This is a genomic window from Haliscomenobacter sp. (genome assembly GCF_965225875.1).
Classification (GTDB): Bacteria; Bacteroidota; Bacteroidia; order Chitinophagales; family Saprospiraceae; genus Haliscomenobacter.
Genome location: NZ_CBDDBS010000003.1, coordinates 1,981,842 through 1,997,029 on the forward strand (window position 1 = coordinate 1,981,842; position 15,188 = coordinate 1,997,029).

Here is a 15,188-nt window from a genome sequence, read left to right on the forward strand (position 1 = left end):
AGAGTAAAGCGTTGTCAACCTCTAACTTTGTGCCCTTTGTGCCTCCCTTTGTGTCCTTTGTGCTAATAAAATGTCGCTTTGGTCCAATTCTTCACACTACTAAAGACCAAAGTGCATGGAGCCATCCCGCGAGCAAAAAATCCGTAACCTCGTCCAAAATCGCCAGCTTGACCTCACTGTAATACTGGAAAACGTAGATGATCCCCATAACATTGGTGCGGTACTGCGCTCTTGTGATTCAGTAGGGATCCGGGAGATTTTTGTACTGTATACCCGCCCTGGCCTTCAAAACCACAAACTGGAATTGGGCAAACGCAGTTCGGCGGGTTCCCGCAAATGGATCGATGTTTACCTTTACCGTGAAGTGGAAGCCTGCATGGAACACGTGCGGCGCAATTATGCACAGGTCTACGCCACCCACCTGGCACACAACGCCAAGTCGCTGTATGAGTTGGATTTGGCGCAATCTGTAGCTTTGCTCTTTGGCAACGAAGCAGAAGGCATTTCTGAACTGGCGCTAAGCCATGCAGATGGCAATTTTATCATCCCACAAGTGGGCATGGCGCAGAGTTTAAATGTATCCGTTGCTTGTGCTGTATCCTTGTATGAGGCCTATCGGCAACGGATGGTGGCGGGGAAATATGGATCTGGGAATCCAGCTTCTCCAGAGCAACAAAGTTTATTATTTGAGGAGTATATTAGGAGACAAGACGATGCAGATGAGGCTTGGAAAATGGCGAAATAAAAAAATAATTTCATAAATTTATTTAAAAAACAAAATAAAACATTATTTTTGATTTAAAATGCCTAATGCCCAAAAAGCCCTCAAAACCTCATGATGAATTTTTCAAGGCTACTTTTAGTCGAGTGAAAGTAGCCAGGGAATATTTGCAAAAAATGCTTTCACCGGCATTGTTACAATTACTTGACTTAAAGAAACTCAATAGGGTTAATGGGTCATACGTTTCGCCAACTTTACGAGAATTTTTTACTGATGTAGTGTATGAATGCCCATTGAAAAATAGTGAGCTGAAAATTTGTATCTCCATCCTTTTTGAACACAAAAGTAGTCCTGAGAAATATCCTCATTTTCAATTGTTGCGCTACATGCTGGATGCCTGGGAAGAGCAGATAAAACAAAAAGTGACCTTAACTCCTTTTGTGCCGACAATTATTTATCATGGAGAAGATAATTGGGTAAAAAGGGATTTATCTACCTATTTTTCGGAACAAATTCCAACAGGTTTGCTGCCTTATTTGCCTAGTTTTGACTATCACTTCACACATGTTACAGCCATGAGTGATGAGGAGATTCTGAGCTTGGGCAAAAGCTTGTTGACCAATGCATTTTTGATGATGAAGCACATTTGGGAACCAGATTTTGTCTTGCAAAATCCACGCCTGATTTTCATCAACCTGGATGAAATAAGCAGCCCCAGAGCCTTTATCTTTACAATGCTTGCATATTTTTTAAAAAACTCGGAACTTGCCAAAGAGAAAATTCAACACTTCATCGAGATTTTGCCAAAAACATTAAACGAAACCATTATGAGTACTTATGACATGCTGATTGAAGAAGGGATTGAAAAAGGCTTAAAAATAAACCAGGAGTTATTGGCAAAAGAGCGTATGCGAGCAGAAGAGGAGCGTATGCGAGCAGAAGAGGAGCGTATGCGAGCAGAAGAGGAGCGTATGCGAGCAGAAGAGGAGCGTATGCGAGCAGAAGAGGAGCGTATGCGAGCAGAAGAGGAGCGTATGCGAGCAGAAGAGGAGCATCAAAAAGCCGAAGAAGAACGGCTACGCCTCGACAATGTAATCGTTTACCTGCATAATGTGGCTCAAATGCCCATCATTGAAATTGCCAGCATGACCGAACGAGAAATAGCTTATATCGAAGCGCTTGTTCTCAAAAAAAATGAAGAAGAATAACCCAACGTAGTGATTGCGATAATTAGAAAATACTATCTTGGAAAAAAAGAACAACTATGCTACTAAAAATCAATCCCGACAACCCCGAAGGCCGCAAAATCAGCCAAGTAGTAGAAAAGCTCAACGAAGGTGGCATCATCATTTATCCAACGGACACTGTATATGGTTTGGGTTGTGACATCAACAACCAGGCCGCGGTAGAAAAAATCTGTCGCTTGCGGCGACTGGACCCAAAAGATGCCATGTTGGCCATCATTTGTAAAGACATCAGCCAGGTTCAGGAATATACCCAACAAATTGACAATCCAACCTTTAAATTGCTCAAACGCAACCTGCCGGGTGCTTTTACCTTCATCTTACCCGCTGCGGGAAGTGTGCCCAAGATGTTCCGCAACCGCAAAAAAACCATCGGCATCCGGGTTCCTGACCACAATATCCCGATGCAATTGGTGGAAGGTTTGGGCCGTCCAATTTTGACCACCTCCCTTAAATCAGACGATGAAATCCTGGAGTACTTCACCGATCCCGAACTCATCTACGAAGATTTCCAGAAGCTGGTCGACATCGTCATCGATAGTGGAAATGGTGGCAACACCCCTTCAACAGTAGTCGACTGCACCCAGGAAAAGCCAGTCGTACTGCGATTAGGCGCAGGTATGTTAGAGTTTTCCTAATCAACACATAGTGGATTCTCTTGTTGTTTGCCGACAAAATTAGGCATGGCAAGTATTTGGCACAGACAGAAAGTTTAACTTCGCTGCGTTAAATCTCATTTGTCATGAAGAAATTTCTATTGCCCCTCCTGTTCCTGATCAACACCTGGCTTGTTGCACAAAATGCAACCTTGCGGGGCAACGTGTACGATGAAGAAACGGGTAACCCCATTGGCTATGCCGTCATCAGTATAGCCAATAATCCGGGTCAGGGGGCAATCACCGACCCCAATGGTTTTTTTAGCATTGCCAACCTTAGTCCGGGTAAATACCAAATCAACATTTCCTATCTGGGTTACGAAAACGCCTCGTTCGAACGAGAACTCGCGGCGGGCTCTATCAACTACCAACGTTTTTTACTCAAACCTGCGGCCATTCAATTGGAGGAGGTCGACATTTCAGGAAGGCGTTCCCAGGCCCGATCGCAAATTCAGATTTCCAAACTGAGTGTGTCGTCCAAACAAATCCGCAGTCTCCCCTCCACTGGTGGCGAGGCCGATGTGGCTCAATACCTGACAGTGATTCCTGGTGTGGTCAGCTCTGGCGACCAAGGTGGGCAATTGTACATTCGCGGCGGCTCACCCGTACAAAACAAGATGCTGCTCGATGGCATGATCATTTATAATCCATTCCATTCTATTGGTTTGTTCTCCGTTTTTGAAACCGAAACCATCCGCAACATGGATGTGTACACCGGGGGTTACAATGCTGAATACGGTGGCAGAATTTCGGCCGTAGTTGACATCAAAACCCGCGAAGGCAACCGCAAGCGTTTGAGTGGTCTGGTTTCGGCCAGTCCCTTTCAGGCCAAGGCGCTGATTGAAGGGCCGATTAAACCCTTAAAAAACGAAAACGGCAACAGCATATCCTTTCTGTTTACAGGCAAACATGCCTTGATTGATCAAACTTCGCGCTCTTTGTACAGCTACGCCGTAGACAGCAATTATTATTCTTTTGCCCAAAAAGACACTAGCTTGAGTGTGGCCAAAAGCCTGCCTTTTCGATATACCGACTTGTACGGCAAGTTGTCTTTTAATGCCGAAAATGGTAGCAAATTGGATCTCTTTGGTTTCAATTTCAGAGACCAGTTCAATTTTGCCGGGCTGGCTAAACTGGATTGGACCTCGACTGGCGGCGGAGGCAATTTCACCCTGATTCCCAACAACTCCAATGTGGTGCTCAACGGTACAGTGGGTTTTAGCAACTACAATATTTCCTTGTTGGAAAAAGATGGCGCGCCCCGCCAAAGTGGCATCAGCACCTACAACGCCAACCTCAACTTCACGTATTATGGCAACCACAATCAAGTCACTTATGGTTTTGAATTTGTAGGATTCAACACCGATTTCCGCTTTAGGAATCTGGTGGGGTTGAGTTTTGCTCAGGAAGATTTCACCAGTGAATTGGCTGGGTACGCCAAGTATCGGCAGGAATTGAAGAACCTGGTGCTGGAGCCGGGTTTTCGGGTTCATTATTACGCTTCGCAGTCGCGGATGTCTCTGGAACCACGCCTGGGTTTGAAGTACAATGCTACCGATTTTTTGCGCTTTAAAGCTGCTGGTGGGGTGTACGCCCAAAACCTGGTCAGTACCGTAAATGATCTGGATGTCGTCAATTTTTTTGTAGGCTTTTTGGCTGGACCGGAGGAGAGTTTGTTCAAACCCAATTCACGCACTCCGGTTGACCACCGCTTGCAAAAAGCCTGGCACGCAGTAGTTGGGATGGAAATTGACTTGGGCCAATACCTGGAGTTTAATGTAGAACCCTATTGGAAACAATTCACCCAACTGATCAACATCAACCGCAACAAACTCAACGCGCAAGATCCCAACTATGTCACCGAAACAGGCGAGGCTTATGGGATTGATTTTACGCTACGGTACAGTCGAGGCAACTGGTACCATTGGGCCACCTACTCCTACGCCAAAGTGAATCGCAACGATGGTATTCAGGAATATCCGCCGGTTTTTGACCGTCGACACAACATCAACTTATTGAGCACTTATCACTTTGGTGGGCAAAAACAATGGGAAGCAAGTGCCCGCTGGAACATCGGTTCAGGTTTTCCTTTTACCCAAACCAGAGGTTTTTATCAAGACAATCCTTATAGTAATTTGTTACAAACCAATATTTTGACGGGTAATTTTCCGCTCGGGATTTTGCTTGCAGACGATATCAATGCTGGGCGTTTGTCCTGGTTTCACCGCCTGGATGCATCATTAAAATATACGGCCAAGTTCTCTCGTTACGCGGCTCTGGAAATCACCGCCAGTGTAACGAATGTTTACAACCGCGAAAACGTATTTTATGTGGATCGGATAACGAATAGGCGAGTAAATCAATTGCCGTTTTTGCCAAGCTTGGCAGCCGCAGTGCGATTCTAAGGTGCCTCTAAAGTGTCTTCGGTTCCTTAGGTGGTGAAAAGTAGAACACCCTGCGAAGCAGGATAAATTTTTCACCACCTAAGGAACCGAAGACACCTCAGGAATCACCTTAGCATTGGTTTAGCGCAATAGTGCCACATCCCCACTGCGTACCTCTTTCCTTCCTCCAGGGAATTCAAAGACCATATTGTACACGTAAGTATCTACGGGAGCAGGTTTGCCTCCCACGTTGCCATCCCAACCATTGATGTTGTTCCCGCTGTACATCAGTTTCCCCCAACGGCTGTATACTTTCATCTCGGTGAGGCGGATGTTTTTGTTGGAGGTGATTGGGCGGAAACGGTCATTCGCGCCATCTCCGTTCGGGCTAAATGCATTGGGAATCATCACCTGGGCTGGTTCTACCGAGATGGTAATTTCGTCGCTTACTGAACAAGAATTTGGGCCAGTTACCACTACCTTGAAGGTCATCTCGGTTGGAGAAGCTACTGCTGAAATGGTAGGGTTCGTATTGTTTCCCGGATTGGCTCCGTTGATGGTCCAATTGTAGGTGATCGCTGTAGGAGGCTGGGTCTGGATCAGGCGAATCCCAGCGAGTAGCGGATCTCCCTCCTGAGCACCCCGGCCAGCTACTGAATCCGGCGTAAAGAAAATACCGTTTTCGGTAGGCATCTGAATGACTTTGACCGTAGCAGTGTCTGTCAATCGGCCGCAAGTGGCGCCCCCTACTACACCATAAGTATAAGTGACACTTACCAAAGCAGTTTGTGCCAGGTTGTTGATGCTTAAGGTAGTTCCAGAAGATGCTGTCACACCACCTATTTGCCAGTTGTAGGTCTCAAACAGCGCCGGAACGGTTCCTGGAGATTGATTCACCCGAATGCTTAAAGGAGTGCGGTTTCGATCAGTGGCACAAACGGTTACGCCATTGATGTCGACGTTGTTGACCGTTGGCACCACACTGATGGTGATATCCCCCGAATTTTTACAATTGCGATTGCTGGTCGCTTCCAGGCGATAGGTGGTGGTGCTTGTTGGACTTACAGCGAAAAGAGGATTGGTAGAAACATTGTTCCCCCCTTGGGTCCACTGATAAGTTACCCCCTGTTGACTGGCGCCATTGAGTTGTATGGTACCACCCAGGCAAATGGTACGCAAATTGGGGAACAAGATGGCTGGAGCGGGCAAAACGGTGACCGTTTTACTGGCATTGCTCGGGCAGTCTTTTTCCTCCACTTTGATGCTGTAAGTTGTGGTTGTATTACCAGGCGCAGCCACAGGGTCTTTACAATCGGTGCAAGAAAGGCCCGTTGCTGGAGTCCAGGTAATTTTATCAAATTTGCCTTCAAATTGGGCATTCAACTTAACCGTTCCTCCCGGGCAAACCTCAGCTGGTTCGGGGGTAATCACAATATTTTTGGGTTTGATAACCGGCACAAAAATAGCAGCACTATCGCGGCAACCATTGTTGCGGGTATCGCGAATGAGGATCACACTATCGATGGTATTCAAAACCATGTTCCAGAGGGTATCCGGAGTTTCGAAGTCGTAGCCCGGAGTTGTTCCATTGGCACGCATGCGGGGTCTCCACTTGTGCTCGATATCTGGATAGGCCGCTGTTTCGAAGATATCAGACTTGAGGGTAATGATTTCACCAAAGCAGTAGGCCTCTTTTTTAGGATCGATGGTGATGGTCAACTTGGGCAGGGAGTCCACTTTGACTACAACTGAATCGATAATAGTACAAGGTGCAGCTACCAAAGTGGCATAATAGGTAGTGGTGACCTTGGGTTCAACCTGCAGGCTAAGCACATTCGTTCGAGTGATGCTTTTGTCTTTGGCGGTCCAGGTAACCCCAGTAGCTAATCCGGTGTTGGTTGTAGCACCGAGGGTAACCCGATTGGCACCCTTACATACTTTGACTGTATCGCCGTTGGTGATGTCAATTTTTTGCTGAGCGATGTTCACTGTGATTGTTGCATCGGCCTTGCACCCGGTGACATTTAATTCAGCCCGATAAGTGGTGATGTTTTCAGGTAAGGCAATCACCGTCCCGGCATTGGGGTTGTTGAGGCCGTCAACTGGATCCCAGGTGACGCCCTGGCCATTGGTATTGGTTACAGCCCGCAATACAACCGGAGTTCCCCGACAAACCGAAGTGTTGGTTAAAGCAACCAGCTGAATTTGAGGGCGCACGACGATTAGGGTGATGGTGTCCCGGCGCAACTGGCCATTGACAAAACCTTCTACAAAAACACGGGTATTGGCGGTAGGTTTGGCAATGACGATATTCCCGTTGGTACGATTCAGGATATTGGCAGGGCTCCAGCTGTAATTGAAGCCGCCCTTGACTTCCAGGGTTATGCTGCTATCGGGGCAAACATAGGTTGTGTCTAGGTCGGGCTGGATTTTGATCCGGCCAATCTGGGCATTGAGTTGACCTAATGTAAGGGCAAAGAAGCAAAAGCAAAGAAGTGTAATCAACCAATTCTTCATAAATAATGGTTTGGTGGGTGTTTTCTTAAATGGCCCTTCTCCCGCCCTTCGACTTCGCTCAGGGACCGGGAGAAGGACCACTTAAGAAAACACCACAGTTTGTCGGGTCGGAAAATACGACCTTTTACCCAAAAACAACGGTGAAAGCATGATTTTATTGATCGTACCGATGTAATACACCTGACGATTATTTACATTTTTCCAGCGCCTTTTGCACAGTTTGTACCTTAACGAACCCATAATCATTTCCCCAGGCCTGATGGATGTAATTGATGATGTTGGCAATTTCAAAATCGGTGAGCTTGCGCTCGCCGGGCATGGCTTCACTGTACGTTTTACCATTCACCGTTATTTCGCCTGTTTTGCCATAGCGAATGATGCAGGCAATTTCATCCGGGTGCTTTTTTAGATAGTCGGATTTGACCAGGGGTGGGATGCGCCCACGCAGCCCTGTACCATCCTCCATGTGGCAATTGGCGCAATAAGTACCGTACATGATTTCGCCTTGTTGGTAGGGGTTACTCTGGCAAGCCCATACCAGCATCATTACAAAAAACAGGGCAATCAAAAGGAAACGTTGCATTTAGTAAGTTTTGGTCATTTTGGCTGGCACACAGATGATAAAATCGGCCTTCCCCAGGTTTTCCTGGTCCAGTTTCTCGATGTTATCCTGTTCAACCGTGGCGATGTTGACCACGTCTTTGCCTCCTGCAAATTTGCGCAGGTACCACACCGTACCCTCTTTCAGATCGGAGTGATAAGAGCCGTTAAAGTGTAAGAACACATGACCCTTCTTTAAGTTCTGGGCAATAAAATACCCCATGGTGGCATCTTTTACCGCCTGAGATTTGATCAGGTTGTCGGAAGCTGCAGTACCACCGTGGCCGCCCATCATTTTGATCATGGCCTGATAAGAAGGTAAGTTCATATCGACTTCAATGGGCAGGGGAGCAATCCAGGATTTCGCTTCGCTGGTCAGCGGATTGAGCGATTCCAGGCCTTGTTTGTACACCATATTGGCGTAGCGCCGGGGTACATTGGTAGCAATAAAAGGCAGTTTTTTACTTTTGGCCAATTCCACCAGAGGTTTGTAATCGGTGGCATAATTGTCCCAAAGGCGGGCTTCGTCTTCAAAGTTTTTGCTACTGATCTGGCCAGCCAGGTACTCGTTGAGGATGGCCTGGTTGTCGCGTTCAAACATTTCGGCCCCCATGATCAGTTTACCACTGGTTTCTTTTTCCAGATCCTGAGCCAGTTCAATTTGCAGCCAGTGGGAAATGGGATTGTTGTGTTGCTCGCCAAAAAAGACCACGTCGGCTTTTTTGCTTTGTTTGAGCAATTGTCCGTAATCGGTTTCTTTGCCTTTGCTGTCAAAAACGCGGTAGGCTTGTTTGTCCTGTGCTGTTGCTACCAAGGTAGTCAGCATGAGGATAAAAACGCTTAGGATTGGTTTCATGTTGGTTTATTAAGCCAGAAACTTAGTTAGTTTTGGCCTAATCTTCCTCTTTTGGCGGGAGAATTATTTTTTTGCGTCCCGCTTTTTTGTCGCTTTGTACGGATTTGGCCTTTTTGCGCTTTTTCGGGTCGGCTACCAGGCGTTCGGGCACTTCTTCACGTTCTGGTTCTGGCTCTAGTGCTGCCTCGATGAGCAGTATTATTTTTTTGATGGCCTTGTCCCGATTGCTTTGTTGCAGGCGGCTTTCCTGAGAACTGGTGCTCAACAGGCCTTCCTTACTGATGCGATTGGCCAACTTTTGGCGCAGGGTGGCTTTTTCTTCTCCGTCCAGACCTTCTGATGTATCGATCTCGAAGAGGGCTTCTACCCGGGTTTCTACTTTATTCACGTTTTGCCCGCCGCTGCCGGAACTGCGGGAGGTACGAAACTTGAGCTCTTTCTGAATCTGCTGGGTATTCATGATTGTATTTTGAGCTGCTAGAACAGCAAGGACAAGGTAAAAAGTTTCTGATCAATAAAAAAAAACACCGTTGTGGTGGGGGAAAAGGAGCACTTATTTTTTTATCGCACCATTGGTTGAAGCATTCCCACCATTGGTTGAATAAAAAAAAGCTAGAGCCTCGCTCCTATTACCTTCGCATTCAACAAACAACACCTAATTGATTTACCTATGAAAACATTGACCTACCTCGGATTTCTTCTTGTTGTTTTTGGACTCTACACCTCTGCTTTTACCCAAAGCAAAGTGCCCTTCAGTCTCGAAATGGAGGAAATCACCTACAAAGACTGGCCAGGCTTACACTCTTTTGCCTTTGGAGAATGGTCGGGATACTGGATCATGATGGCTGGGCGCAGCAATGGCTTGCATGGCTTTTTTCCCTTCACCGGATTTCCCAATGCCAGTGCCAATGATAAAATCTGGATCATGCGACCCGACAATGGCAAAATTTGGGAGCAAAAACTCAGCACCTTCAATAGTGATCTGGCCGATGCCTTGCGGGTAAGCAACCCGCAGTTTGTCCAACACGGCCAATACCTCTACATTGTTGGTGGCTATGGGCAGCGCAGTTCGGATCAAAACTTCATCACCTTCCCCAATCTGGTAGCGGTAGACCTCGACGCTCTGGTCAAGGCCATAGTGGACGGAAAAGGGGATGTGCGCAACTCCTTTCGGCTCCTGAAAGACGAGCGACTACGGGTATGTGGTGCGGAGATGCACGAGTTAGGTGACTGGATTTACCTCGTTGGGGGTCACAATTTTAGCGGACTGTACTCCAAAGAACGCACCGAGGTGGTGCAAACCTACACCAGCGAAATCCGTCGATTCCGCATCCAGGACAACGGTACCACCTTGAGCATTGTGGATTATAGCGCTCAGGCTCATGCCGAATACCACCGCCGCGATGGCAATTTGGCCCCCATCATCACCCCGGAAGGGAACAAAGCGCTAACTTATTATGGTGGGGTATTCAAACCTGATGCCGATCTGCCATACCTGAATCCCATTTACATCCAGACCGATAAAATCCGCATCGATTCCAGTTATGAACAAGTGATGTGCCAATACACTTGCCCCATCTTACCCATTTTTGATAGCCAGCAACGCAGCATGTATTCAGTGTTTTTTGGTGGAATCAGCAAACATTTTTACAACAGCAGTCAAAAAAAGCTGGTAGAAGACAGCAACATGCCTTTTATCAAAGACATTTCCGTGTTCATCCGCCAGGCCAATGGTCGCAGCGAGGAACAGGTTTTGCCCCAGCAATTTGATGAACTCCTGGGCTCAAATGCCAAATGGGTCATCAATGCCCTGGCACCACAATATGACAATGGCGTAATCAAACTGGATGCCCTGGCCGGGCGAACTTTGGCGGGATATATTTTTGGTGGGATCAAAGCGGTGATTCCAAACATCACCCCCAGTTCAGCTTCCAATCGTTTGTTCAAAGTGTACCTGAAGCCCCAATTGAGTACCCACACCACTGCTCTGGAAACAGTGCATTTCAGCCTCTACCCCAACCCATCCAGCAACACCATGCACCTTCGCCTACCTGCCGATTTTGTGCCAGATCAAGCCATAGTGTATGATTTTCAGGGAAAAGTGCTCCAACGTTGGTCCAGCCTTGAGTCGGTACAGGTCATTGAACAATTCCTCGAAAAACTGCCCCGTGGTGTGTACGGACTGAGTCTGTCCAATGAGCAGCAGCGAGGCATGAGCAAAGTAATCAAAATATAATCCGTCTAGTCAATGACAAACTCCTGTTCCCTTATTCCCAAATTTCCAATTTCTGCTATCTTTAAGCCAACGGACTTCTAACCCGCTACGGATAGTATGAATAAACACATTTTACTGGGTCTCCTGATCTTGTACTGGATCGGGAGCACTGTCCATTTGTATGCACAAAACCAGGCTCCGCCCCTGCGGATCAGTGCTCAATTGGTGGATCAAACGCTGCCCGACATTTTCCAATCCCTGGAAAAACAATACCCCCTCCACTTTTATTACCGCGCTGATGAATTGCCTAAGGGGAAATTTTCGCTACAGGTTCAGGACCTGGCGTTGGAAAGTGCGTTGCAGCAGCTTTTGAATGAAAGCAAACTGGGATTTTTTCGCTACCGCAATTATGGCGTGGTCATTGCTCCCCTGGAACTGGTCAACGAAGGTTTTAATGCCGATTATTACCAGGCTTTGGAAACAGGGTTGAATGCCAATGCTGTGAGTACTCCGGTGCCCAACCTGCTGCAAATTGGCGACGTGCGGCAGTTAAAAGCCTCCGGAAAAGCGAAAATAAGTGGCCTGATCCAGCAACAAAAAGATAAATCGCCCGTCGTTGGTGCAACAGTAAGGGTACTCAAACTTGATAAAGGCAGTGTAAGTGACGAAAACGGCCGCTTTGACCTGGAGCTCCCGGTAGGCAAACACCAACTGCTGGTGCAATACGTAGGCAACGCCGAAGTGGTTCAGGACATCCAGGTGTTCAGCGATGGCAACATCACCCTGAGCATGGAAAGTGCCGCAGTTAACCTCGATGAGGTGGTGGTGGGCGCCCGTGCCGTAGATGCCAACGTCGAAAACGTACAAATTGGGGCTACCCAACTGGATGTGCGCAGCATCAACAAACTCCCCGCCTTTATGGGTGAAGCGGATGTGATCAAAAGTCTCCTGCTTGCCCCCGGAGTTAGCTCCATTGGGGAAGGTGCTACGGGCTTTAACGTGCGCGGCGGAGAGGTAGATCAGAACCTGGTATTGCAGGATGAAGGCATCATTTTTAATTCCTCACACGCCCTGGGCTTTTTCAGTTCCTTCAATTCCGACTTGATCAGCCGGGTTACTTTGTACAAAAGCATCATACCAGCCCAATTTGGTGGCCGACTGGCCTCGGTGCTCGATGTGGAAATGCGCGACGGCAATTTTGAGCAATTCCGCATCAAGGGTGGAGTTGGTCCGCTGAGTAGCCGCATTGCGGTGGAAGGGCCAGTGATCCCCAAAAAGGCTTCCTTTATTGCCGGGTTTCGCTCTTCTTACTCAGACTGGATTTTACAAACCGTACGGGATGTGGATGTGCGCAACAGTTCTGCCTTTTTCTACGACGCTAATTTGCGTTACACCCATAAATTGAGCGACAAAAACACCCTGATCCTGGCCGGATATGCCGCCAAGGACAAATTCATTTACGGTGATAACTTTGGATTTGACTACCAAACCACCACCGGACAAGCCACTTTGAAGCAAATTTTTTCCCAAAAATTCTATTCCAAATTTGCCGCTACCCTTAGCCAATACAAAAGCACCCAGTACGATTATTCTGGCCTGGACGCTTCCCAACTGGACAACAACATTGGTTTTTTGAGCCTCAAAGAACAACTGAGCCTGCAGCCTAAAGCGGGTTTACAACTGGATGCAGGTGTATCGGCCATTTTGTACCAAAGTTTACCGGGCGCTCGTCGGCCACTGAATGACTTGTCGCAGGTTTTTGCCAAAAGTTTGGAAAAAGAGCGGGGCCTGGAGTCGGCCGCGTTTTTAAATGCCGAATGGAGTGTCTCTTCGGCCTTACAAATATCGGGTGGTTTGCGCCTGGGTTTTTACCAGTTCCTGGGGCCCAAAACGGTGTTTGAATACCAAAACGAGATCCCAAGTTTGTTGAACCTGATCGATACCACGGTGTACGGCAAAGGTAAAACCATTGCCACGTACAGCAGTTTGGAGCCCCGTGTGTCGGCCCGGTACCGTTTCAGTCCTGCTGTTTCGGTCAAATTAGGCTACAGCCGCACCGCCCAATTCATCAACCAGATTTTTAACTCCGACTCCCCTACCCCCACCAGCCAGTATCAATTGAGTACCGCCTATATTGAGCCCACCCGTTCGCACAACGTGGCGCTGGGTTATTTCCAAAATTTCGAAGACAACCTCTGGGAAAGTTCCATCGAAATATACGGACGAGCCATCGATGCCCTCTTCGACTACCGGGATTTTGCTGAACTCAACGTCAACGAGCACCTGGAAACCGAACTCCTCAAGGGTAAGGGACGGGCTTATGGCATGGAGCTGAGTTTGCGCAAAAATCGGGGTCTGGTGCACGGCATGCTCAGTTATACCCTGTCGCGCACCGAACGGAAAATTGAAGGAATCAGCCGAGGAAAATGGTACCTCAGCAATTTCGACAAACCCCACGACCTTTCGCTGGTGCTCAACTACCAATACAACCAACGCCATACCGTGACACTGAACTTCACCTATGGCACCGGGCGGCCTACCACCGCTCCTCAAGGGGGCTACCGCACCCAGCTGGGGGTTCCAGTACCCATTTACTCTGAGCGCAACGCCCTGCGCATTCCCGATTACCACCGCATGGACCTGGCTTATACCATTGGCAAGGATCACCGCAAAAACAACAAATTTAAGACCAGTTGGACCATTTCGCTGTACAATGTGTACGCTCGCAAAAACGCCTTTTCGGTGTATTTCACCCAAACACCCTTCACGGCGGCGCAAGCCAATCGACTAGCCATTTTGGGCAGTGTATTCCCTTCGGTCACCTTCAATTTTGAAACCTTATGAAAAAATTCCACTATATCCCAATTTTGTGCGGCTTGAGCCTGCTATTGAGCAGTTGTTTGGATGAAATTGAGTTAAAAAATCAGCGCTTCGATACCAAAGCCGTGATCATTCAGGGGCGCCTGGTCCTGGGTGCACCTTCACTGGTTGAAGTGAGTGTCCAAAGGGTCGGTGAAGTCGATGGCTCCGAAACGGCTATCCACATTAGCTCGGCGAGGGTCACTTTGGAGCAAGCTGATGGAAAAAGTATTGAATTGCCCGAAGTCAATTCAGCCAAGTTATACCGCGCCAGTATAGCCGCCGATCAAGGTGGTTTTAAAGTCCAGGCCGGTCAAAATTACCGCATCAAGGTGAGCCTGTTGGATGGCCGCCAATACGAGTCGGAATTTGAGCCCCTCCTGCCCGTTCCCGAACTGGAAAAGACCAATTATACGATTCAGGATTTGACCTTGCCGGATAAAAAAGGCTTTCTCAGCACCGCTACTTACCTGAGCTTTTGGGTCAATAGCAAACTAAAAGCTGGCAGTAGCCCTGACAAAGCCAGGCTGCGCTGGGAACTCAATGCAGTGTACCGCCTGAGCGACAACATCCCCAAGGTTTGCTACAACTACGAGCCGCAGCGGGTCGACAAAGTGTTCATTTACGACGGCCCGGGCTTCCAATTGGAGCGGCTGGATACTTTTTATTTGGCGGATGTGCGTTTGGATCACCGCTTCGCCGAAGGGTTTTATCTCACCGTTTTACAAGAATCCTTGAGTCCCACCGCTTTCAATTATTGGAACCAGGTCAAAACCCTGGCTGAACGCAATGGCAGTATGTTTGAGGAGCCTGCGGCGAAAATTGTCAGCAACCTGCGCAGCAAAAATGCGGAGGAGGAAGTATATGGCTATTTTTATGCTACGGCTCAGGACACCCTGCGCTTGTACATCCGCCCGGAGCAGGTGGGGACGCCGACCAAGTATTGCCCACAACCGCCTCAGCCGCGGATTGGCCCGACCATTTGCGACAATTGTTTGCTGAGCACGGGGAGCACTTTGATTAAACCTAATTTCTGGATTGAATGAGTCCTTTTTAGTTGGCAGCTTCGCTGCTTATTTTTTGTAACCGCGACGACGCGACGGCGCGACGAAAGGTGTGCTTCGCAAACCTTTACG

The 15,188-nt window shown here is 47.9% G+C and carries 11 protein-coding genes; 7 read left to right on the top strand and 4 right to left on the bottom strand.

The annotated features are described in order from the left end of the window. Positions 1-115: 115 nt before the first annotated feature. The 4 genes from ACO08K_RS28215 (at position 116) to ACO08K_RS28230 (ending at position 5,026) form a co-directional block, all read left to right on the top strand. The gene (locus ACO08K_RS28215) at positions 116-745 is read left to right on the top strand and encodes a TrmH family RNA methyltransferase (RefSeq protein WP_421799845.1); all 630 of its coding nucleotides are present in this window, start codon (positions 116-118) and stop codon (positions 743-745) included. Between the two features lie 65 nt (positions 746-810). Further along, entirely contained in the window at positions 811-1,929 is a 1,119-nt protein-coding gene (locus ACO08K_RS28220; RefSeq protein WP_421799846.1) for an Rpn family recombination-promoting nuclease/putative transposase, read from the top strand. 56 nt (positions 1,930-1,985) lie between these two features. Then, the gene (locus tag ACO08K_RS28225) at positions 1,986-2,603 is read left to right on the top strand and encodes an L-threonylcarbamoyladenylate synthase (RefSeq protein WP_421799847.1); all 618 of its coding nucleotides are present in this window, start codon (positions 1,986-1,988) and stop codon (positions 2,601-2,603) included. A 104-nt stretch (positions 2,604-2,707) separates the two neighbouring features. Then, complete coding sequence (locus tag ACO08K_RS28230) at positions 2,708-5,026, top strand: TonB-dependent receptor (RefSeq protein ID WP_421799848.1); 2,319 nt, start codon at positions 2,708-2,710, stop codon at positions 5,024-5,026. A 120-nt stretch (positions 5,027-5,146) separates the two neighbouring features. Here the strand turns inward: ACO08K_RS28230 and ACO08K_RS28235 are convergent, their stop codons facing one another. The 4 genes from ACO08K_RS28235 to ACO08K_RS28250 all read right to left on the bottom strand — a co-directional run bounded on the left by ACO08K_RS28235 (position 5,147) and on the right by ACO08K_RS28250 (position 9,438). Beyond that, on the bottom strand, positions 5,147-7,522 hold the full coding sequence (locus ACO08K_RS28235) for a T9SS type B sorting domain-containing protein (RefSeq protein ID WP_421799849.1): 2,376 nt from the start codon (positions 7,520-7,522) through the stop codon (positions 5,147-5,149). A 187-nt stretch (positions 7,523-7,709) separates the two neighbouring features. Next, entirely contained in the window at positions 7,710-8,105 is a 396-nt protein-coding gene (locus ACO08K_RS28240; protein ID WP_421799850.1) for a c-type cytochrome, read from the bottom strand. Next, complete coding sequence (locus tag ACO08K_RS28245) at positions 8,106-8,978, bottom strand: ChaN family lipoprotein (protein WP_421799851.1); 873 nt, start codon at positions 8,976-8,978, stop codon at positions 8,106-8,108. 37 nt (positions 8,979-9,015) lie between these two features. Further along, a complete protein-coding gene (locus tag ACO08K_RS28250) occupies positions 9,016-9,438 on the bottom strand; it encodes a peptide chain release factor-like protein (RefSeq protein WP_421799852.1) in 423 nt (140 codons plus the stop codon). A 210-nt stretch (positions 9,439-9,648) separates the two neighbouring features. On the opposite strand from ACO08K_RS28250, the gene ACO08K_RS28255 reads away from it, so the two are divergent. The 3 genes from ACO08K_RS28255 to ACO08K_RS28265 all read left to right on the top strand — a co-directional run bounded on the left by ACO08K_RS28255 (position 9,649) and on the right by ACO08K_RS28265 (position 15,098). Beyond that, the gene (locus ACO08K_RS28255; RefSeq protein WP_421799853.1) at positions 9,649-11,214 is read left to right on the top strand and encodes a T9SS type A sorting domain-containing protein; all 1,566 of its coding nucleotides are present in this window, start codon (positions 9,649-9,651) and stop codon (positions 11,212-11,214) included. A gap of 96 nt (positions 11,215-11,310) precedes the next feature. After that, positions 11,311-14,037, top strand: coding sequence for a TonB-dependent receptor (locus tag ACO08K_RS28260; protein WP_421799854.1), 2,727 nt, complete (start codon positions 11,311-11,313; stop codon positions 14,035-14,037). Next, on the top strand, positions 14,034-15,098 hold the full coding sequence (locus ACO08K_RS28265; protein ID WP_421799855.1) for a DUF4249 family protein: 1,065 nt from the start codon (positions 14,034-14,036) through the stop codon (positions 15,096-15,098). Before ACO08K_RS28260 ends, ACO08K_RS28265 begins: the two co-directional genes overlap by 4 nt. Positions 15,099-15,188 lie beyond the last annotated feature (90 nt).